The organism is Psychrobacter pacificensis, from assembly GCF_018336615.1.
Taxonomy (GTDB): domain Bacteria; phylum Pseudomonadota; class Gammaproteobacteria; order Pseudomonadales; family Moraxellaceae; genus Psychrobacter; species Psychrobacter pacificensis.
Map to the genome: position 1 here is coordinate 626084 of NZ_CP048752.1, position 19247 is coordinate 645330.

Genomic DNA, 19247 nt, shown 5'->3' on the forward strand with positions numbered 1-19247 from the left:
CTAACGACGTGCTCTTTTTTATGTCTATTATAGTAGTATTAAAGTTTTAAAATCGCTCATCTAAGGTTTCCACTGTGTAGTTGAGTGCTGCAAAGCAGATATCTGTATTGAACCCTCGGTACTGCAAAAATCGCAGTTGTTTGGCTTTGTCTTTTTGCTCAGTAGGTAGGTCATCACCGTATTTTTTGGTACGGGCTACCACAGCCAGTTTTAGCCAATCTACCCCATCTACCAGACTGTCTGAGCTATCATCTACAAACTCACTAAACTCTTCAGAGTCGCTATTTGCCATATCAATCAATTCATCGATGTTACCTGGCATCGCGATTTTTTTACGATAGAACTCTTGCTTGATACGCCCGCGTCCCCGACCTTTACGGATATTCTCACGTATGAGCATAAGAGTGGTGCGGTAGTCACTTTGATAGCCTTTTTCCTCAAACTCATCAAGTAGGGCATCTATTTTTTCTGGGTCTTGTTCTTTGTCGATTAGCTTTTGCTTGAGCTCAGCTTTGCCGTATTCGCGTCGTGACAAGTAATAGAAGGCAAGCCAACGTAGCCGGCTCTCAGCTTTGATAGCATCAATCTCTGCTTGTTTTTGCTCTGGGGTACGCAGGTAAGCTTTAAGCGCGGCTGGTATATTATCGTTTTGGTTTTCTACTGCACTATCATCAAATGATGGACGTTCACTTCCGCATTCTGATTGCTCAAACGAGGGAGCATAGTTGTCGTTTTCAGCTATGTCATTCTCTGCATCACCACTATGTACGCTGTTCTTGACCTCGGCCAGCATCTCTTTGATGGTTTGTGCTTCAGGTGGCTGATAAGCAGGTGTATCGCTTGGCTCAGCAGTAAAGGTAGCCGCTGGATGAAAGCGTTTTTTACGTTTTTTGGATTTAGAGTTTTTTTTTATCTTAGCAGAAGATTCTTCAAAATATGATGTGTCAACAGTAGGCTCACTAGTGCTTGAATGAACTTGATCTGGGACTTTAGAAAGCTTGCTAGATTTACCTGATTTGTTAGATGTGTTTTGATAGGAGTGTTTAGTAGGTTTTTTTCGTTTGCTATCAACAGAACTAGCTGAGCCGGTTTCCGACTCAGCTAAGATTTCAGCCAATGTTTTAATTTTCATAATAAGTCATGATTATTTATAGCAGCTACTGATAATGGTTACTAGTGAACCATTATTGTACAGAGTCAGGTGCCAGTTCTACATCGTCAGTTTCAGGCGCTTTGCTATCTTTTTTCTTACCAAGCTTTTCATCACGAATTTTATCTTCGATCTCTTTGGCGATAGCAGGGTTTTCTTTTAAGAAAAGCACAGAGTTGGCTTTACCTTGACCGATTTTTTCATCGCCATAGCTGTACCAAGAACCTGCCTTGCCAACGGCACCAATCTCGACACCCAAGTCAATCACTTCGGCCAAGTGGTTGGTACCTTCGCCATAAGTAATCTCAAACTCAGCTTGGCGGAACGGCGGTGCCATTTTGTTCTTGATGACTTTAACACGAGTTTGGTTACCGATGATGTCATCGCCATTTTTGACCGCACCAATGCGGCGAATGTCCATACGTACAGAGGCGTAGAATTTAAGGGCATTACCACCAGTTGTAGTCTCTGGGCTACCAAACATAACACCAATTTTCATACGGATTTGGTTAATAAACACAACCATACAATTAGAGCGTTTAGCATTACCAGTAATCTTACGTAGCGCTTGGCTCATCAGACGCGCTTGTAGGCCCATATGTGAGTCGCCCATCTCGCCTTCAATTTCTGCACGCGGAGTCAAGGCAGCAACCGAGTCAACAACGATCATATCGATTGCGCCTGAACGCACGAGCATGTCAGTAATTTCAAGCGCTTGCTCACCGTTATCAGGCTGTGACAGTAATAAGTCGTCGGTATTGACGCCTAGCTTGCGTGCATACACAGGGTCAAGCGCATGCTCAGCATCGATAAATGCACAGGTGCCGCCTTGTTTTTGACACTCCGCGATTGCTTGCAAGGTCATTGTGGTTTTACCTGAGCTCTCAGGGCCGTAGATCTCGATGATACGGCCCTTCGGCAATCCACCAATACCAAGTGCGATATCTAGACCAAGAGAACCTGTTGAGACCACATCGGCATCAAGAATGGCTGAATCATCACCCAGATGCATGATGGTATTTTTACCAAATTGCTTTTCAATTTGACCTAATGCCGCTTTGAGGGCTTTGGCTTTATTGTCGTCCATACTGGATTCCTTTTTTGATAATTGATTTGGCGCTATAGATAAAAGATTTATACGTCTAAGAGTGATAACTGGTGCATACTGAGCAGCGCTAATAAGATAAATCATATAGCTATTCGCGCTCTGACAACTGGTTTAAATACACAGGTTGTCATATGACTGCTATCAGTAGTAATATCGAGATATCGCTCTACTATACAGTAAAATTAAATAACGAGAGAAATAAAAATAAGTTCATAATCAATCACAGTTACAATAGCTTTTGAGTCGAATATTAACGACTAATAGCTATCTGAATCTCTGTAGTGCTATTGATTCGATAGAGTAATTATAACAAAATCCAAGCGCGATATTGAGGCTTGGACGACGCTAAACGACACTGAATGTCGTACGATATAAGAGTGAGGATTCACGAAGATAGCCATCTGTTCAAATGTGTTTTTGAACTTGATAACAGCTATGTTTGTCAATAGACTTATGAGTTGTCCACAGCAAATAATGTACTCATTTTTACTGGTTGTGAAACATTATAAACGGCTAAATTATTTTTTAAAATATTTAAAATAATTTTTTATGGCTTTATATTTAATATAAGTTATTGTTTTTAAATGATTTTTAAATTGTACAAAAAATGAACGATTTTATCTTAACCTTTAAGTTACCTAGGCACATGGTTGTCAAGTGGTCACTTATACACAGGGTTATCCACAGCTTATGGGGAGAACTCTTGAAGCCCTTATGGTATCTATGCTTGCGTGTATAGGTTATATATTGCAAGCTTCCAGTATTAAGCGTTGAAGATGATTTTTCGTCGACAAACTGTGCTCTAAGCGCTATGTTTCACATAATTACAATTTGTGATTCTTCCACGTATTACCATACTATAGGGCTTTGAAGTCAAGAGTATGACGAGATAAAAGCAACCAACGACCCGCCAAGCATATTTATTGCTGTGATAGCAAGCTTATAAACGGGCATAAAAAAGCGGCTAAATAGAATAGCCGCTTTGTCAAAATTATCGATAGCAAGATTGTGTTTGCTAGTCTTTGATATAGATCAAATCCCAGACCCCGTGACCACGCTCAAGGCCGCGGCGCTCAAATTTGGTCATTGGACGAAAGTTAGGACGGTCGGTGAAGTTGCCTGCGCCTGCTTTGTTGGTCAATCCAGCAAACCCATCCAAAACTTCAACCATCCAAAATGCATAGTGCTCCCAATCCGTGGCTGTATGAAACCAGCCGCCTTGTTTTAGACTGCGCGTAACGATAGCCATACGCTCAGGACTGACAAAACGGCGCTTGTAATGACGCTTCTTTTGCCATGGATCAGGGAAGTATAGCTGGATACGGTCAATATGATTTTCTGGTAATTGCTTCAGCAATTGAATAGCATCGCCATTGATGATTTTGACATTGCTCAAGTTCTGCGTTCCTGCCATATAAGCGCATTTACCAATACCTGGCTCATGCACTTCGACACCGACAAAATTGCGCGCGGGCTCTGCGGCTGCCATCTCGATAAATGAATCACCCAAACCAAAACCAATCTCCAAGGTCAGCGGTGCGTCAGAACCATTTGGACTATCAGCGAACAATGCTCGCAAATCATCAATACCTGAAAGATCGCCATCGCCGAAACTGTTATTGACCAGATACTCAGAAAACTCTGGTGCAGTCAGCGCAAGCTCGGCGTTTTTGTTCATGTGCGTACGCCGCTTCATAAAAGTATTAACGATGCGGATATGTTTGTCAGAGCCAGGTTCTATCTCATGGCTAGCGTTTGTATCCGTATCGATAGGCGCACTAGTATTATTAGAGGTTTGCTCATCAGTAGTGTCAAGGCTGTTGATGGTGTCATTGATATCAGAATGTTGACTCATAGGATTTGTAAGGCTTAATTATGTGAGTGATGTTGACTCATTATAAGTCAAATCCATACAACTGTGAACGTACAATCTTATTTTAGCGCGTTTGCTGCTCAGTTCTGTCGTTTCTCTATCCTAGATATGGGTTTTAGCGTTATCATAGTGTCATCGTTAAGGATGTTTTTTAGAGTCAGTAGAGCGTATTGTCATGCTATTTATTGAGACGGATTCACCGCCACCGTTTTATCAAGAGTCATTAACACCTGCTAAACGCAAGCAACTGGATCAATGGTTTATCGGTGATCGTACCCAGCGCTATTATCTCAAGCGCTTTGAGCAGTTTGATCAGCAAGGCTATCTGTCGCCAAAATGGCATTGGGCTGCATTTTTTATGACGTTTCCTTGGCTGTTATACCGTAAACGCTATATGGATGCCATTGTGTATAGCGTGGCAGGATGGTCATTTATTCAGCTTAATGTCGCCATTGTGCTTGTTGCCTTTGAGTTTGTGGCGATGTCTTATGTGCCAGACGTTTATCAAATGGCGACGCGGATCGGTATTGCTGCGATTATTTGGTTGTTTTGGTCTGCTATGGTGGCACGCTGGACAGATGCATATTATTACCGGATGGCGCGACGTGAGATCGCGGATGCGATTAACGATTATCCACGTGATGAGGCGGCACAACAAGCGTATTTGAAAAAAGAAGGCGGCGTCAGTTTATTTGGTTTAGCATTGGGGTTTGGTTTTTTCGCCTTTGCATTATTGGTCATTAAGGTGCAGTTTTTACCTATTATTGCCAAACCAAAAGAAAATGAGGTGCTATTTGATGCTTATGACATTGCCAAAAATGCCCAAAACCGAGTGGCGTTGATTTATCAGCAGACTGGGCGGTGTCCTGTAGATTTGCCACTCAGTACCGAGCAGCAACAGGTACGTATGCATGTCGATAGTCAAGCGGCTGGTGTGCTAGAGACGGATTGCGCGGTGATTGCTACGATCCAGAACGTGACATTTCCAATCCGCTATCTGAACGAGCAGACATTGGTTTTTTATCATATACCAGACAGTGATAACTGGGATTGCACAAGCTCACTAAATAAAAAACAAGCCCCTAAAAACTGTCTATCTGACTAGGGGCTATACCTATCTAGTTTTTGCTAGTGTTTAGAGTCTGTTGCGGTATCGTGTGGTTCGTCAACTGGCGTCGCTTGGCTCTTTAAGGCGTCGTAGAAATCGGTCAAATCCATCTTGCGCGCTTTGCCGATATCTTCATCAAATAGGCTTTCAAGCTCTGCCATCGCTGATTGTGCAGACTCAATCATGCTGGCTTCATCATCGTAAATGGCTTGCTGACGCTCAATTAAGTCATCATCATAATCACGGAATGTTTTTACTGTCTCTCGAGCTTTTTCCGGAGAGATACCGAGTAGCTGTAGCGATTCACGCGACATGTCTAAAGAGGACAAGTAAGTCTCACGCCAAATGTGACGCACACCAACTTCGCGTAAGCGGTAGTAATGCTGACGATCACGCGCCCTGGCTAATACAATCAACTCAGGATAGTTTTTGCGTAAATACTGAGCGGTAGTGATGGAGCGCTCTAGGTCATCAATGGCCAAAATAAAGACACGCGCCTTTTGAATACCGGCAGCTCGTAGAATCTCAGGGTTTTTTGGATCGCCGTAATAGACTTGGTTACCAAATTTACGCACGAAATCTACTCGGTTGGCAGAACGTTCAATGGCTGTAAATTCAATATTATGCATACGAAGCACACGACCAATGATCTGACCGACTCGGCCAAAGCCTGCGATAATTACCTGATGCTCATGATCGGGAATGGTGTCGTATTCTCGACTTGGTTTGCGTTTGGCAAATAATGGTTCGCCTATTTTTTCTAACAACAAAAAGGCTAATGGTGTCAGTGCCATTGAGATCGTAACAACAAGGTTTAGCGTATTGGCAAGATCAGGACGTAAGACACTTTGGGCGGTGGCGACACTGAACAGAACAAAGGCAAATTCACCGCCTTGTGCCAAGGTCACACCCAATCTGATACTGGTTGGCCCGCGGTTGCCAGATACTTTGGCAATGGCTGCAATCACTGCAAATTTGATAAACATTAAGGCGAGGGCACAGCCAATGATAAATATCGGCTTGGCCAAAATGAGTTTGACGTCAGTGAGCATACCGACCGACATGAAAAATAGACCCAATAGCAATCCTTTAAACGGCTCGATACTGGCTTCTAACTCGTGTCGATACTCAGAGTCAGCTAACAACACGCCTGTCAAAAATGCACCTAGTGCCATTGATAGACCAATTTGACCCATCAAAATAGACACGCCCATGACAATAAACAACGCGACCGCTGTTAGTAGTTCTGAAGCGCCGCTTGAGGCCACAAACTTAAAGAATGGTCGAACCACATAACGACTGGCAAAGATGAGACCAGCAAACACGGCAAATACTTTCCCAAAATACAGTAAATCGTAGCTTTGCTCACGAACCCCCGATAGGAACGGAATGACTGCTAATAAAGGAATAACCGCGATATCTTGGAATAGTAAGATAGTAAAAGCTTCGCGGCCATGTGTGCTCGAAAGTTGCTGTTTTTCGGTCAATATCTGTAGCACAAAAGCGGTCGAGGAGAGTGCTAAACCAAAGCCAACGATAAAAGCAGTATCTAGCTGTAAGGCGAAAAAATGGTGCAATAGCCCCATCAATAGTGTACCAGTCAGCCCAACCTGTAGACCGCCAAGAACGAATATAGAGCGACGCAGCGCCCAAAGCCGCGATGGCTGCAGCTCAAGCCCGATGATAAATAGCAGCATGACCACGCCAAACTCTGAAAAGTGCAGTAGACTTTCAGCATCACCCGCCACATCCAAACCGCTTGGACCCAATATAAGCCCTGTGATGAGGTAGCCTAGGACCGTTGCAATACCGAAGCGTTTACCAAGGGGAACAAAGAGCAGCGCTGCTCCCAAAAAGATAGTGGCCTGTAACATTAAATTTGGTGAGCCGGCGGCGGCAGCGAACATCTGGAATCCTCAGAAATTAGGACAAAATAAGCAATTTAAAACGGGTATAACTAAAATTAGACTCGCGAAAAAATATAGCATAAACATACATTATTTTTTGCGATAAATCTTCCAAACACCATTATCTGCAAGCGGATTGTTATAAGCGTCGTTGCGGCGCTTGCGCGGTGTTTGCCTGCTGTCGACAATCTTAAAATCAGGCAAAGCATGGACAATAAGACCAGTACGATAAAAACGTACCCGTTCAGGCTCTAGCATCTCACCCTTGCTATCGCGGCAAAACACATAAGCGCGCAGATCAATAAACTCACGATGAGCGACCAAACGAGCGTCGTCATCATTATCCAGTACCGCTGTCATGCGAGCGACTTCATCATCAGTATAGTCACCACATTTATCAGTTAGTGCCCCAACTGAGCCAAAGCTTTTAGATTCCTTGGCTCGCGTTTTGGTTAAATGTAGGCGCTGAACATGGTAGATAAACTGCGGTATCTCAAGACTGGCAGGCAGTGGCAGATAATCAGGTGGCATATTGGCCGCTGGATAAAAATCCTTGGCGCGCTCAAGTAGATTTTGCCAACGTTGCTGATAAGCCTGTACCTCTGCTAAGTTGCCTTCATAGATAGGCATATCGCGAATTTGGCGCAAAATATCAGGCGGAAATTGCTCATGACGAAAGTTTGCAATGTCCTCTTGCAGCGTCGATAGCAAAACTTTGGCGTGTTTTTTGCCGTCTTTTGACGTAGGATCATCGATATAGTCTGGGGCGACAAAGGGTGCGGAACGTCTAGACATAATGTTATATCATCAATAGATCGTGAAAAGGGGTAGTCAGTCTTAAGTATACAGAATTTATATCAAAAATATGGTCGAGAGATAGGGTTTTTCATCAGTTTTAACATGCTATTACAATCGTAGAAACAAGTTTTAGGCAAACTTAAGTGAAACCTTCTTCTTTTATTGGCTCATAGGTTTTCATTTTTAATACTATGTAAGACAACAATGATTTATAGCCAATCAGATTATTGAGAATGACCGTTATGAGTAACTACTCATCAGAACTGGCAGCTTGTCCTAAGTGGCGAGCCTCATTGAAGATGATTGGCAAAATAGCCTTTATCGTCATTTGTACCGGTGTCATACTCGCACTTGGGTTTTGGTTGCTGATGATGTCAAATATGGGGCCTGCTTATTTGCCAAATATCTGCAATGGCTGTCTCGATATATGGGTCAGAATGATGTTACTCGTGGTTGGTATTAGCCTTTGGGTGTTGGTGGCTGCTTGGATTATTTGGCACATATTGCTTTATTTATATCATTTAATAAAACATAACCAATAATTGGTCAGGTTTCTATACTGGTATTTGTTCTTAATGATTATGACCAATATGACTGTTGCCAGCAGGTGCTTGTCCCGAAATATCGCAAACAAGAGCCTCACTATGTGAGCTGTTTTGTGGATGTGACAAGCTTTCAACTTGAATAGTCGCATGATGAATGCCGAGCGCTGATAGGCTTTGTTCAAGATTGGCAATGAGGCTACTCGACTCATGAATACTCATGTCTCCATCGACTACGACATGACAGGATAGGGCGTGTAGGCCGCTAGTAATGCTCCAAACGTGTAGGTCATGGACTTTTTGTACTTGAGGGTGTGCGAGTAATTTTTGCTCAACGTTGACTAGCGATATGTTGGCAGGGGTGCCTTCCATTAATATATGCACAGAATCACGTACGACACGGTATCCACTGACTAATATAAGAATGGCGACAATCACGGATGCCACGGCATCTGCCCATACCCAGCCAAACCCCATCATCAACAGCGCAGCGATAATAGCAGCAACAGAGCCCATCAAATCGCTAAGCACATGCAAGTACGCGCTTTGCATATTTAAGTTGGCAGGTTTTTTACGCTCTTTTTTAGTATCGCTATGATGACTGTGCTCGTGTCCGTCACCCTCTACCGCATGACTGCCGCGGTGCATGAGCCATGCAACTAAAATATTGACCAGCATACCGACAGTGGCAACGATCAGCATACCTTGGGTTGCGATTTCTGGTGGAGAGTTAAAGCGTTTGATCGCTTCATAAAAAATCATCAAGGCGATAAAAACGAGCGTAGCGCCATTCAGGGTCGCGACCAGTATCTCAAAACGCTTATAGCCAAATGTTTTTTGATGCGTGGCTGCTTTTTCACCAATTTTGAATGCCATCAAGGTCGCGCCTAAAGCAACCGCATCGCTCAGCATGTGACCTGCGTCGGACAATAGCGCCAAGCTACCAGTAAGCCAGCCGCCAATAGCCTCTATAAACATATAACCGGTGATAATAATAAAGCTAAACAGCAAGGTGCGCTGATAACCTTTGGTGTCTTGCGATGATGACGATTCTAACTGGTCGTCATGGTCATGACTGTACTCATGGCTATGGTGATTATGATCGTGCTCGTCAGTGCTAAGATTATTTTGATTCATAACAACACTCAAGTCAGCTAATAGCGAGGTTTAGTAAACAATATCCATTGTGGTTCAGGTAGCAGGAGGTTTTTGGATACATACCACCTGATAGTGGTTATAAATCTAACATAGCCACGCCTGAGAAGCTGTAACGACGAAGTAAATAGAGCAATATGTCATGTGAAAAACACCTGCAAGGGAATGAGCTTACCAACCAACGGGGTCGATATCTAAGGTAAGCTTGAGGTATTTAGCACTTGGTAAGGCAAGTACGGGCTGCCACCATTGGTTCAATACATGATGTAAGTGCGCACGATCTTTGGCTAAGAGTAGTAGCTGCGCATGATAGCGGCTGTTCTTTTTACTCATTGGGGCATCAATAGGACCAAGAACCGCAAGATGGTGCGCACTGGGTAAGTGAGCAATCGCATCCTTGAGCGCTTGTGTGGTAGCTGCCAGCGTCTTGCCCTCACAGCGTATCAGTGCGGCATGACTGTGAGGCGGTAAGCCCATCATTTTACGCTCTTGCAATAGCTCGCGGGCAAACGATAAATAACCATCTTTGACCAGCTTTAACAGTAATTCATTGTCAGGCTGTAGGGTCTGGATCAACACGCGACCCGCTTTGTCACCTCGACCCGCACGGCCCGCTACCTGAATCATGAGCTGCGCTGTATGCTCAGGTGAGCGAAAGTCTGCTGATAAAAATCCGCGATCGGCATTGGGTAAGCAGACCAGCGTGACATTAGGAAAGTGATGACCTTTAGCCACCATTTGTGTACCAACTAATATCGCAGGATCGCCTTGATTGATTTGCTGATAGATATTTTCCCAGCTGTCTTTGCGCCTGGTGGTATCATGATCGATTTGGATAATTGGATAAGTCACTTTGCTGGTTTGGGGATTGGCAAAGATTGCATGCAGATTTTCGCTGAGCCTTGTCGTACCCATGCCTTTGGCATCTAGGTTTTGACTGCCACAATCAGGGCATACTGTAGGAATATAAGCCTGCCAATCGCAATGGTGGCATTTTAAATAAGAGCTACCTGAATAGCCGCTGCGCTGCGCCAGACTGTTATAGTGAACGGTCAAATGAGCATCACAGCGGGGACAATCTGCCTGCCAACCGCAAGCCTCACACAATAAAACAGGCGCATAGCCACGACGATTCAAAAATACCAGGACTTGATCACCGGCATCTAACGTTTGCTTAATTGCCCCAATCATTGAGTCTGTCAGCCCCGTGTCATAGCGAGCACCATCATGTTGCGTTTGCTGGTGAGTGCTTTGCAGGCGCGCATCAATTAGTTGCATGGTTGCAGGCTTGGCATTGCCGGGACGAGTCAGTAGTTGATACTCTATCAGCTTGCCGTCTTCGACCAATTTCAGATGCTCAAGAGAAGGCGTTGCCGTACCTAATATGACTGGTATGTTGTGCTGTAGGCCGCGATAGAGTGCGACATCAGCCGCATGATAACGTAGAGTATCCTGCTGTTTGTACGAGCCATCATGCGCCTCATCAACGACTATCAATCCCAATGCTGCAAATGGATAGAGCACTGCTGAGCGCGTACCGATGATAATTTGTGCATGACCGGTGCGGCAGTCTTGCCAGCCTTGCAAACGATGGGTATCAGTCAAGCCGGAATGTAGCAAAACAATATGAGCGGCAAATCGACTAGCAAAGCGTGCACGTGTCTGCGGTGTGAGACCAATTTCTGGCACCAAGATCAGCACTTGCTGGCCTGCTTCTAGTACCGCCTGCATCGCTTGTAAGTAGACTTCAGTTTTGCCGCTACCAGTAATACCATTTAATAAAAAGCCAGTATAGATTTCAGATTTATGCGCAGCAACGATGGCATCAACGGCAAGTTTCTGCTCATCATTGAGATCAAGTGGCATTTTTGCCAATTTCACGGGAGAAGGGGATTGCTTAGTTTGGATATAGCGCTCGATTAGACCTTTGTCTTCGAGCGTTTTTAAAAATGCTCGCTGCATACCTTCTAATAGCAAAACATCTTCACTAGCACCGCGCTCACCATGTAGCTTTAGCATGTCAAACTGCTGCTTTTGCTTTTTTGCATTGGCACGAAAATCATCATCAGTGATATGCGGCAATATTCGCCAATGAGTAATTAGCAGATCTATTGGCTTACCTTGGCGGACAAGGCTTGGCAGGATGACGGCTAAGACATCACCGAGTGGATAATGATAGTAACGCGCCAGCCAATAAGCCAGCTTGAGCATGCTGGGATCCAAAATAGGGTCAGCGTCCAAACATTTATTAATCGGTTTGATTTTATTGACGGGTACACTGCTTTCATCTTCAGAAACATGAGCAATCACGATACCAATTAAGGTTTGGCGACCAAAGGAAACCTCAACACGACTTCCAATTGACGGCATCAGACGGTCTGGCGAAGCAAGCATATCCGCCGGTAAGCTATAGTCAAACACCCGATAAAGGGGTACGGGCAGCGCAACTTGTACCAACATAAACGGCTTCGCAGTCTTATCAGATTAATATTGATGTGAAATGAAGAAAAAGAGGCAGAGACCAATAAGCTTAGCATGATGCTAAGCTTATGATAGATTGACTGTTATAGGAGTATCTAAAAAAATTACTATCAGTTTAGTCAATATATAAGATAGATTCAATTTCGACCACGCCACCTTTAGGTAGGGCTGCGACTTGTACGGCAGCACGAGCAGGATATGGCTCGCTTAGGTTCGCCACAAATACTTCGTTTAAAACCGCAAAGTCACTTAAATCAGTCAAAGATACATTAAATTTAACCACGTCGTTGATACTACCACCAGCCGCTTCACAGATCGCTTTAATGTTTTCGAACACTTGCTCAGCCTGTGCTTTAAAACCTTCTCTTAATTCCATGGTTTCAGGGTCAAAACCAAGCTGACCTGAAATATAAACGGTGTTGCCAACTTTTACGGCTTGTGAGTAAGTGCCTACAGCTGCGGGAGCTTTATCTGTTTGGATCGTTTGACGAGTCATATTATGTCCTTTTCGTATTTTATGCGTTGGTCTGCTGCTCACTGACAAGCAACAGTGCCTATTATTGTTTTAGAGGTTGTCAAAACCTCAGCGCGATGCGTTCAAATCTGACTAGACAAAGAGTTTGCTAGACAGGCAGGGTTATTATAATTGATATAGCCGTATGATGTTAGGGAAGCCGAGTAATGAACGCAGCTCACGAATGCCTTGAGCTAAGTGATTGCGACTGCGTACGATAATATGGATGATAGTATCACTATTACGCACGTCAACGGTCTCAACCCCCATATGCAGCTGGCGCAGATGATAAATCACTTTACTGATTTGCTCATCGCTAAGCGCAATAGACAGCTTTAAGTAAGCAGGAAAACGTATTTTGCCGCTATTTTTTATATCATGCTCGTCTGTTTCACCTTGTTTTACAGCGTTATCACTACGCCAACGCAGTTGAATCACCTGATAGGGATTGTCTTTACGAATGTCGTCAAGCGAAAAGCATTTGTGTCGATGAACGACCAAGCCGTGCCGAGATAAGTGCCCAACGATAGGGTCACCATAGATTGGATGACAGCAGTTAGCAAAATCGAGCTCAACCCCAGAGGCATTGGCGATCAGCTGCTGTGGCTGTGTCATGTCTTCGTTGTGCGCTTTGGCTTGTACGTCACTGACTTCATCGTTAAACAAACGAGTGACTACAAGCTGTGGCAGTAGTGTACCGGAGCTTATTTGTTCGAATAGGGCGTTTTTTTCAGTCACACCGCGCCATTCAGTCAGATCTTTCCAATCATCCTCTGTTAGGTCATCGAGCGTTTTTTGATAGGTTTTAAGGGCACGATCTAACGCTTGACGACCATGATGCTGCTTGTCAGCGGTAGATAAGTCTTTGAACCAACGTAATATCTCTTCACGCGCTTTGTTGGTCACTACAAATCCTAACCATTCTGCTTTTGGCTCTGAGTGACTGTTTATCTCAATTTCAACGGACTGTCCGTTTTTTACCACGGTACCGAGTTTTGCTGCTTTATCATCGATATTGGCACCGACAGCGACGTTACCAACCATAGGCCCGACTGCGTAAGCAAAGTCTAATGCCGTTGCCCCTTGTGGTAGCTCATAGGCACGGCCTTGCGGGCTATAACAAATAATCTTACTCGAATGCAAATAATCCATCAGCTCATTAATAGTCGAGACCGCTGCCGAAAAGTTAGGACTATTCTCATTTAAGTTGTCTTCATCGACCAAGTCTTTCATGTTACGCAGTGACGCTTGGATAACTGATTGACTGACTTCAGAGGCGTGCTCTGCACCGATAACGCCGAGCCTTGCAGCACTTTGCATTTGCTTGGTCAAAATAGTCACTTTTACGACATCGTTGTCGCGCTCATAAATGAGCGTGAGTGATTGATTGCCACCTGGTAACGGCCTGCGAATATTATCAGCAATGTGCGTATCATCAATTTGATACTTTTTAATAAGATAATACGCCAACTTGTCACAAGCTTCGATATTATCGAGGACAATCTCAAATGCATAGTGACGTAGCAGCGTGTTAATTTCTCCGCGATTGCGGAAAAACTGACGGTAAATGACCACGCGGTTGTCTAACACTTTGACCAGCCCGTTGAGCCCCAAATTATTAAGCACGATACTCAGATAACGATGAATGGCTTCTCTTTGGAAATTACGCCCAAGTCCATGTTGTAGCAGCTTGTCAGATATCTTGTTGTACATATCAGAATCAAGGTTACGATAACACAGCACCTCAATATAGTCGGCGATATCATTAAGACCCATCAAGCGTGCAAATGGCACATAAAAATCTAACGTTTCTTGTGCTGTCGTACGTTGTTTTTCAGGGCGCACGGCATCAAGCGTGGACATATTATGCAGGCGGTCCGCAAGCTTAATGATAAGTACCCGTGGATCTGCGAGTGTGGCTGTTAAAATTTTGTGAAAGGTCGCTGCTTTGTTTTGCTGCTTATTGTGAGAGGAGGATTTTAGTTTTGTCACACCATCGACCAGCCTAGCCACTATCTTGCCGTAACGCTGCTCGAGCTGCTCGTCACTCACGTCGGTGTCTTCGACCGTGTCATGCAAAATCGCTGCAATAATGGTATCTCGATCTAAGCGAAAGCCCGCCAGTATCTCAGCCACTGCGATAGGGTGAGTGATATAAGGTTCCCCTGATTTACGCTTGTCTTTAATGTGCGCAATATCACCGAACTCACAGGCATCAACAATGTCACGGCGCTCAGCAGCAGTGAGATAACCGACTGAACGCAGCAAGTTATATTGAGCGTCATCGACGAGATGATGACTGAGTTTGGGTAGGGTTTGACTCATAAATGACGATCCTATTTTCCATGACTGACTGACTTGATTATGGGTTGAAGTAAGCAGTGAATGGTGACTGAATATTGACCAACCATACGAAACTTAAGTAGGGATAGGCCATTCTCTAATTAATCGCAAATCGCATTCAATGTCAACTGATAAGCGAGTAGGCGATGAAAAAATTTGACTCAGTGGGCTATTTTGATAGATAAATGGCTATCAAAACAGCAAATACAATACAGTTACAACCAAAAAACCACAGCCTATGCTGTGGTTTTTGTTATCAATAAAGTTATGTTTATCTTATAAAGCCATTATCAGCTTCAAAGACTTGGCAAAACAAACCTTATCAAAAATAGCTTTTTAGAAGCTATGATCGCCTGACAATGCTAAATCTAATGAGCTCGTTGCAAAGTTATGCTCTGGTTGATTTAGAATGTCGCGGGTGATTTTTCCAGCGGCAATTTCACGTAACGCCAATACTGTAGGCTTGTCATTATCGACATCAACCAACGGCTCGGCAATACCTTTGGCCAATTGACGGGCGCGTTTGCTTGCGGCCAAAATTAGCTCAAAGCGATTATCAACATTATCCAAACAATCTTCAATCGTTACTCGTGCCATAAATAGCTACCTCGGTTGTTTTTATTAGCCACGGACCTTGCCCGCCACTCAATAAAAATAATATCAAATACATAAAAGGGGATAGCTAAATATTATAGCATTTTTTGCCAAGTCGCGTAGTTGCTTTTTATATCTACTTGTTAGATAAGCACCTGACGAGCATTGTAGCCTAGTTTACTCTTCTACTTGCTTATTTAGCAAGTTGCTAATCGTGCGATGATAACGCTGCTGCTGACGGCTAAGGGTTTGTCTATCCGCCACGATAATCGCTTTTAGCTCAGCTAAGGCTACATCAAAATTATCATTGATCACGACATAGTCAGCATTTACGTATTGTGCCATTTCGGTGACCGCGCCAGCTAGACGGCGCTCTATCACTTCTGCAGAATCCTGCGCACGGGTTGAGAGACGTTGGCGTAATGTAGCAATGCTGGGTGGTAGAATAAAAATCATAATGGCATCGGCAAAGATTTCTCTGATTTGCGTCGCCCCTTGCCAGTCAATCTCCAAGATAACGTCAATCCCCGCTGCTAGTTGGGTGCGTACGCTTTTCTCTGACGTGCCATAATAGTTACCAAATACTTCTGCATGCTCTAAAAATAGACCCGCATTGATACCATTGGTAAAACTATCAGTATCTGTGAAATGATAGTGCTGACCATCAATCTCGCCTGGGCGCGGGGTGCGAGTCGTATGTGAGATACTGACCGTTAAGTCGTTGGTCGTAGCAAGTAATTGCTTAACCAGTGAGGTCTTGCCCGTACCTGAGGCGGCAGTAACAATAAATAATGAACCTGTCATACAATTTATCCTAATGGAATATGTGCTAGTAAAATGCGTCTTAGTAACAGATTAAAAGACGATTCAGTCAATGGTAGAGACTGGAAAAAAGAAAAAACGCCATCATGTATGGCGATAGAAATCATCGTAGTTGCGTCATTATAAACTGCTTTTATGTGAGATAAAGTGGGTTTTGCAATATGTAGCTAGCATGTTGATGTTTGCACCTGACATATTGCAATGAGTGCGCTGCTATTTTTGAGGGCAATAAAATCAAATTATGCTAAAGTAGAGCATTGGTTTTGCCCCAACTTTTGAATCAAAGCTTTTATACATAAGCTTTAGATATAAATTATCCGACGATAGGCCTTTTTATGCAAATTTATCTTGCCAATCCCCGTGGGTTTTGTGCTGGTGTGGACCGTGCGATTGCGATTGTTAATGAAGCACTAATACGTTTTGAGCCACCCATCTATGTCCGTCATGAAGTTGTACATAATAAATTTGTGGTGTCGGATTTGGCAAATCGGGGCGCGGTATTCGTCGAAGAGCTTCACGAAGTACCGGATGGGTCTGTGGTGATTTTCTCTGCTCACGGCGTCTCTAAAGCAGTCGAAGATGAAGCTGGTCGCCGTGATATTACCGTATTTGATGCCACTTGCCCTTTGGTCACTAAAGTACACATTGAAGTGGCAAAATTTGCACAAGACGGTATGGATGCCGTGTTGATAGGACATGCCGGACATCCAGAAGTAGAAGGCACGATGGGTCGATTCAATGCAAAAAACGGTGGGCAAATCCATTTAGTGGAAGACGAAGCTGATGTTGCTGCTCTCACTGTGGAAAATGCCGAACGCTTGGCTTTTGTGACTCAAACAACCCTATCGATGGATGATACGGCTCGTGTTATCGATGCACTGCGTGAAAAGTTCCCTAGTATTCAAGGTCCCCGTAAAGACGACATCTGTTATGCCACCCAAAACCGCCAAGATGCGGTAAAAGATTTGGCCAGTCGTTGCGAAGTCGTTTTAGTCGTCGGCTCGCCAAACTCTTCAAACTCTAATCGTCTGCGCGAGCTAGCAGAGCGTATGAATTGCCGTGCATATTTAATTGATAACGCTAGTGAGATGGATAAGCGTTGGTTGGATGGTGTGCAGAGTATCGGCGTGACCGCTGGCGCATCTGCGCCTGAAGTGCTGATCCAAGAAGTGTTACAACAGTTGCAGGACTGGGGGGGCGATCTGCCTAGTGAGCTATCTGGTATTGAAGAAAACGTAACGTTTAGTCTGCCGAAAGCCTTGCGGATTCCTGTCACCCAAGTTGGTAAGTAATCAAGTTGGTAAGTAATTAGGACACGCCCTCGTATTTGTATGAATCATCATTTATATGGATAAGCTCGCATGAAAGAACCAAAAGCCAGATTTGTATTGGCAGAAGCCACGCTCGCTGAAGTGAATAAGCAACTGAGACTCAATATGCTTGTCATGGTGGCAGTGGTCTTTGTACTGTTTATGAATATCATGAAGTTTATGGTAGAAAAAAGCGTTCTTTACGCTGTACTCGCAGTCATAATGATTTGCTTACTGTTCTTCATACAAAAAGCTCGCGGTATTCTCATACTAAGAAAACAAGAGCTTACCCATAAATAGAAAATACAAGCATAAATAAAAAATACAGGTGAAAATGCCAAATATAGGAAATAGAGAATAGTTATGACTGCTTATTACAAATTTATTAAACGCGAACAGCCAGAAGACGGAGTTAGTCTGGCGCATTACCAGCCAACCAAGCATGCACAAGGCGCTTGGAATGAGCACGAACAGCATATGGCCCCAGCGACAGGACTGCTTATGGCTGAATTAAACAATTATGCGCCGCAAGCCAATATGCGTATCGCTCGTATCAGCCTTGACATTTTAGGATTGATACCGCTGGACGATTTTACCGTCACCACTCGCTGTATTCGACCGGGCAAGACCATTGAATTGATTGAAGCGGTTATGAGTAGCCGTGGCCGTGATGCCATTATTGCTCGAGCGTGGCGTCTGATGACGCAAGATACCAGTGAGATTGCCGGACTTGAAGATCAACCAGCAAAATACAAACCTGAAGAGTTGCCCGTTTGGGAAGACATGAAAGGCTGGCCGGGCGGGTTTATTGAAAGTGTGCGTTTGGTGGCCGCTCCAGATCGCCGAGAAGGTCGCGGCATGGTTTGGATAACCAACGATGTCGAGATGGTAGAGGGCGTACCCACTGATGATATGGTGCATCTGCTGGGCATGGTCGATACGGCCAATGGTGTTGTACCAAGATTGGGTCTTGGGTTGTCTAAGTTAGAGTGGATGTTCCCTAATACAGACCTGCAAATCCATATGCACCGTGTCCCTAAAGGTCGCTGGCTCGGTATTGAAGCCGTACAACAATATGGCGATGATGGTATTGGGTTGACCAGTGCAGTATTGCACGATATATACGGGCCGTTCGGTCGTAGCGAACAGATTCTCACCATTCGCCCGATGCCACGTTAAAAGAGAAAGAATCAACTGTCTAGTAATTTTGGAAAACGAAACGATATGTTGTAATCAATTAATTATACAAATATTGGAGAAATGGTTTTAATAGTAGCTAATAAGACGATATTACCAACCAGATGATATCAATCGACATAGAGGTTACTATGAAAGCATATACTCAATTTTCCAAAAAACTGACGACTATTTGGGAGTTATTAATAGAGGCTTATTCAGAATAGTGGTTAGCTTTTGTTCTTGCGCTAAAAAATGACTGATACCAGAACGCCGCCTTGATAAACAAGCGCGGTGTTTTTTATTGAATAGGGCTTTTGAGCTTGAATTTTTTCTCAATGACCCTATTAGTATAGACAGTTTAAC

General features: G+C 43.9%; 16 protein-coding genes. 5 read left to right on the top strand and 11 right to left on the bottom strand.

Going from position 1 to position 19247, the window contains the following annotated elements; translation table 11 throughout:
• Positions 1-46 precede the first annotated feature (46 nt).
• The 3 genes from GYK50_RS02730 to trmB form a co-directional block, all read right to left on the bottom strand.
• A complete protein-coding gene (locus tag GYK50_RS02730) occupies positions 47-1132 on the bottom strand; it encodes a regulatory protein RecX (protein WP_212564217.1) in 1086 nt (361 codons plus the stop codon).
• Between the two features lie 52 nt (positions 1133-1184).
• The gene (recA, locus tag GYK50_RS02735; protein WP_071003057.1) at positions 1185-2237 is read right to left on the bottom strand and encodes a recombinase RecA; all 1053 of its coding nucleotides are present in this window, start codon (positions 2235-2237) and stop codon (positions 1185-1187) included.
• A gap of 1036 nt (positions 2238-3273) precedes the next feature.
• Entirely contained in the window at positions 3274-4113 is an 840-nt protein-coding gene (gene trmB / locus GYK50_RS02740) for a tRNA (guanosine(46)-N7)-methyltransferase TrmB (RefSeq protein ID WP_212564218.1), read from the bottom strand.
• 193 nt (positions 4114-4306) lie between these two features.
• Between trmB and GYK50_RS02745 the strand changes: the two genes are divergently transcribed.
• Positions 4307-5236: a DUF2628 domain-containing protein gene (locus GYK50_RS02745; RefSeq protein WP_212564219.1), complete on the top strand. Its 930-nt coding sequence runs from the start codon at positions 4307-4309 to the stop codon at positions 5234-5236.
• Between the two features lie 23 nt (positions 5237-5259).
• On the opposite strand, the gene GYK50_RS02750 is transcribed toward GYK50_RS02745, so the two are convergent.
• Complete coding sequence (locus tag GYK50_RS02750; protein WP_093071167.1) at positions 5260-7146, bottom strand: monovalent cation:proton antiporter-2 (CPA2) family protein; 1887 nt, start codon at positions 7144-7146, stop codon at positions 5260-5262.
• Between the two features lie 90 nt (positions 7147-7236).
• Positions 7237-7941, bottom strand: a complete 705-nt coding sequence (locus tag GYK50_RS02755) for a hypothetical protein (protein ID WP_058024595.1) — start codon at positions 7939-7941, stop codon at positions 7237-7239.
• Between the two features lie 245 nt (positions 7942-8186).
• Between GYK50_RS02755 and GYK50_RS02760 the strand changes: the two genes are divergently transcribed.
• Positions 8187-8486 carry a hypothetical protein gene (locus GYK50_RS02760; protein ID WP_212564220.1) on the top strand — a complete coding sequence of 100 codons (300 nt, stop codon included), beginning with the start codon at positions 8187-8189 and terminating at the stop codon, positions 8484-8486.
• Positions 8487-8516: 30 nt separating this feature from the next.
• On the opposite strand, the gene GYK50_RS02765 is transcribed toward GYK50_RS02760, so the two are convergent.
• The 6 genes from GYK50_RS02765 to gmk all read right to left on the bottom strand — a co-directional run bounded on the left by GYK50_RS02765 (position 8517) and on the right by gmk (position 16377).
• Entirely contained in the window at positions 8517-9623 is a 1107-nt protein-coding gene (locus GYK50_RS02765) for a cation diffusion facilitator family transporter (protein WP_212564221.1), read from the bottom strand.
• Between the two features lie 189 nt (positions 9624-9812).
• Positions 9813-12101, bottom strand: a complete 2289-nt coding sequence (locus GYK50_RS02770) for a primosomal protein N' (RefSeq protein ID WP_212564222.1) — start codon at positions 12099-12101, stop codon at positions 9813-9815.
• Between the two features lie 136 nt (positions 12102-12237).
• Entirely contained in the window at positions 12238-12618 is a 381-nt protein-coding gene (locus GYK50_RS02775) for a RidA family protein (RefSeq protein WP_058024599.1), read from the bottom strand.
• Between the two features lie 144 nt (positions 12619-12762).
• On the bottom strand, positions 12763-14961 hold the full coding sequence (locus GYK50_RS02780; protein WP_071003068.1) for a RelA/SpoT family protein: 2199 nt from the start codon (positions 14959-14961) through the stop codon (positions 12763-12765).
• A 354-nt stretch (positions 14962-15315) separates the two neighbouring features.
• Positions 15316-15576, bottom strand: coding sequence for a DNA-directed RNA polymerase subunit omega (gene rpoZ, locus GYK50_RS02785; RefSeq protein ID WP_071003070.1), 261 nt, complete (start codon positions 15574-15576; stop codon positions 15316-15318).
• A 174-nt stretch (positions 15577-15750) separates the two neighbouring features.
• Entirely contained in the window at positions 15751-16377 is a 627-nt protein-coding gene (gene gmk, locus GYK50_RS02790) for a guanylate kinase (RefSeq protein ID WP_212564223.1), read from the bottom strand.
• Positions 16378-16730: 353 nt separating this feature from the next.
• Here gmk and ispH point away from each other — a divergent pair, with 353 nt between their 5' ends.
• The 3 genes from ispH to GYK50_RS02805 all read left to right on the top strand — a co-directional run bounded on the left by ispH (position 16731) and on the right by GYK50_RS02805 (position 18884).
• Complete coding sequence (gene ispH / locus GYK50_RS02795; protein WP_058024602.1) at positions 16731-17687, top strand: 4-hydroxy-3-methylbut-2-enyl diphosphate reductase; 957 nt, start codon at positions 16731-16733, stop codon at positions 17685-17687.
• 69 nt (positions 17688-17756) lie between these two features.
• Positions 17757-18005, top strand: a complete 249-nt coding sequence (locus GYK50_RS02800) for a hypothetical protein (RefSeq protein WP_212564224.1) — start codon at positions 17757-17759, stop codon at positions 18003-18005.
• 63 nt (positions 18006-18068) lie between these two features.
• On the top strand, positions 18069-18884 hold the full coding sequence (locus GYK50_RS02805) for a thioesterase family protein (RefSeq protein ID WP_212564225.1): 816 nt from the start codon (positions 18069-18071) through the stop codon (positions 18882-18884).
• Positions 18885-19247 lie beyond the last annotated feature (363 nt).

Excerpts from the sequence above, each read along its gene's own strand:
- GYK50_RS02750 (WP_093071167.1), bottom strand. The coding sequence starts at position 7,146 with ATGTTCGCTGCCGCCGCCGGCTCACCAAATTTAATGTTACAGGCCACT.
- GYK50_RS02770 (WP_212564222.1), bottom strand. The coding sequence starts at position 12,101 with ATGTTGGTACAAGTTGCGCTGCCCGTACCCCTTTATCGGGTGTTTGAC.
- GYK50_RS02765 (WP_212564221.1), bottom strand. The coding sequence starts at position 9,623 with ATGAATCAAAATAATCTTAGCACTGACGAGCACGATCATAATCACCAT.
- GYK50_RS02800 (WP_212564224.1), top strand. The coding sequence starts at position 17,757 with ATGAAAGAACCAAAAGCCAGATTTGTATTGGCAGAAGCCACGCTCGCT.
- GYK50_RS02755 (WP_058024595.1), bottom strand. The coding sequence starts at position 7,941 with ATGTCTAGACGTTCCGCACCCTTTGTCGCCCCAGACTATATCGATGAT.
- ispH (WP_058024602.1), top strand. The coding sequence starts at position 16,731 with ATGCAAATTTATCTTGCCAATCCCCGTGGGTTTTGTGCTGGTGTGGAC.
- trmB (WP_212564218.1), bottom strand. The coding sequence starts at position 4,113 with ATGAGTCAACATTCTGATATCAATGACACCATCAACAGCCTTGACACT.
- rpoZ (WP_071003070.1), bottom strand. The coding sequence starts at position 15,576 with ATGGCACGAGTAACGATTGAAGATTGTTTGGATAATGTTGATAATCGC.
- GYK50_RS02775 (WP_058024599.1), bottom strand. The coding sequence starts at position 12,618 with ATGACTCGTCAAACGATCCAAACAGATAAAGCTCCCGCAGCTGTAGGC.
- GYK50_RS02805 (WP_212564225.1), top strand. The coding sequence starts at position 18,069 with ATGACTGCTTATTACAAATTTATTAAACGCGAACAGCCAGAAGACGGA.
- GYK50_RS02730 (WP_212564217.1), bottom strand. The coding sequence starts at position 1,132 with ATGAAAATTAAAACATTGGCTGAAATCTTAGCTGAGTCGGAAACCGGC.
- GYK50_RS02745 (WP_212564219.1), top strand. The coding sequence starts at position 4,307 with ATGCTATTTATTGAGACGGATTCACCGCCACCGTTTTATCAAGAGTCA.
- recA (WP_071003057.1), bottom strand. The coding sequence starts at position 2,237 with ATGGACGACAATAAAGCCAAAGCCCTCAAAGCGGCATTAGGTCAAATT.
- gmk (WP_212564223.1), bottom strand. The coding sequence starts at position 16,377 with ATGACAGGTTCATTATTTATTGTTACTGCCGCCTCAGGTACGGGCAAG.
- GYK50_RS02780 (WP_071003068.1), bottom strand. The coding sequence starts at position 14,961 with ATGAGTCAAACCCTACCCAAACTCAGTCATCATCTCGTCGATGACGCT.
- GYK50_RS02760 (WP_212564220.1), top strand. The coding sequence starts at position 8,187 with ATGAGTAACTACTCATCAGAACTGGCAGCTTGTCCTAAGTGGCGAGCC.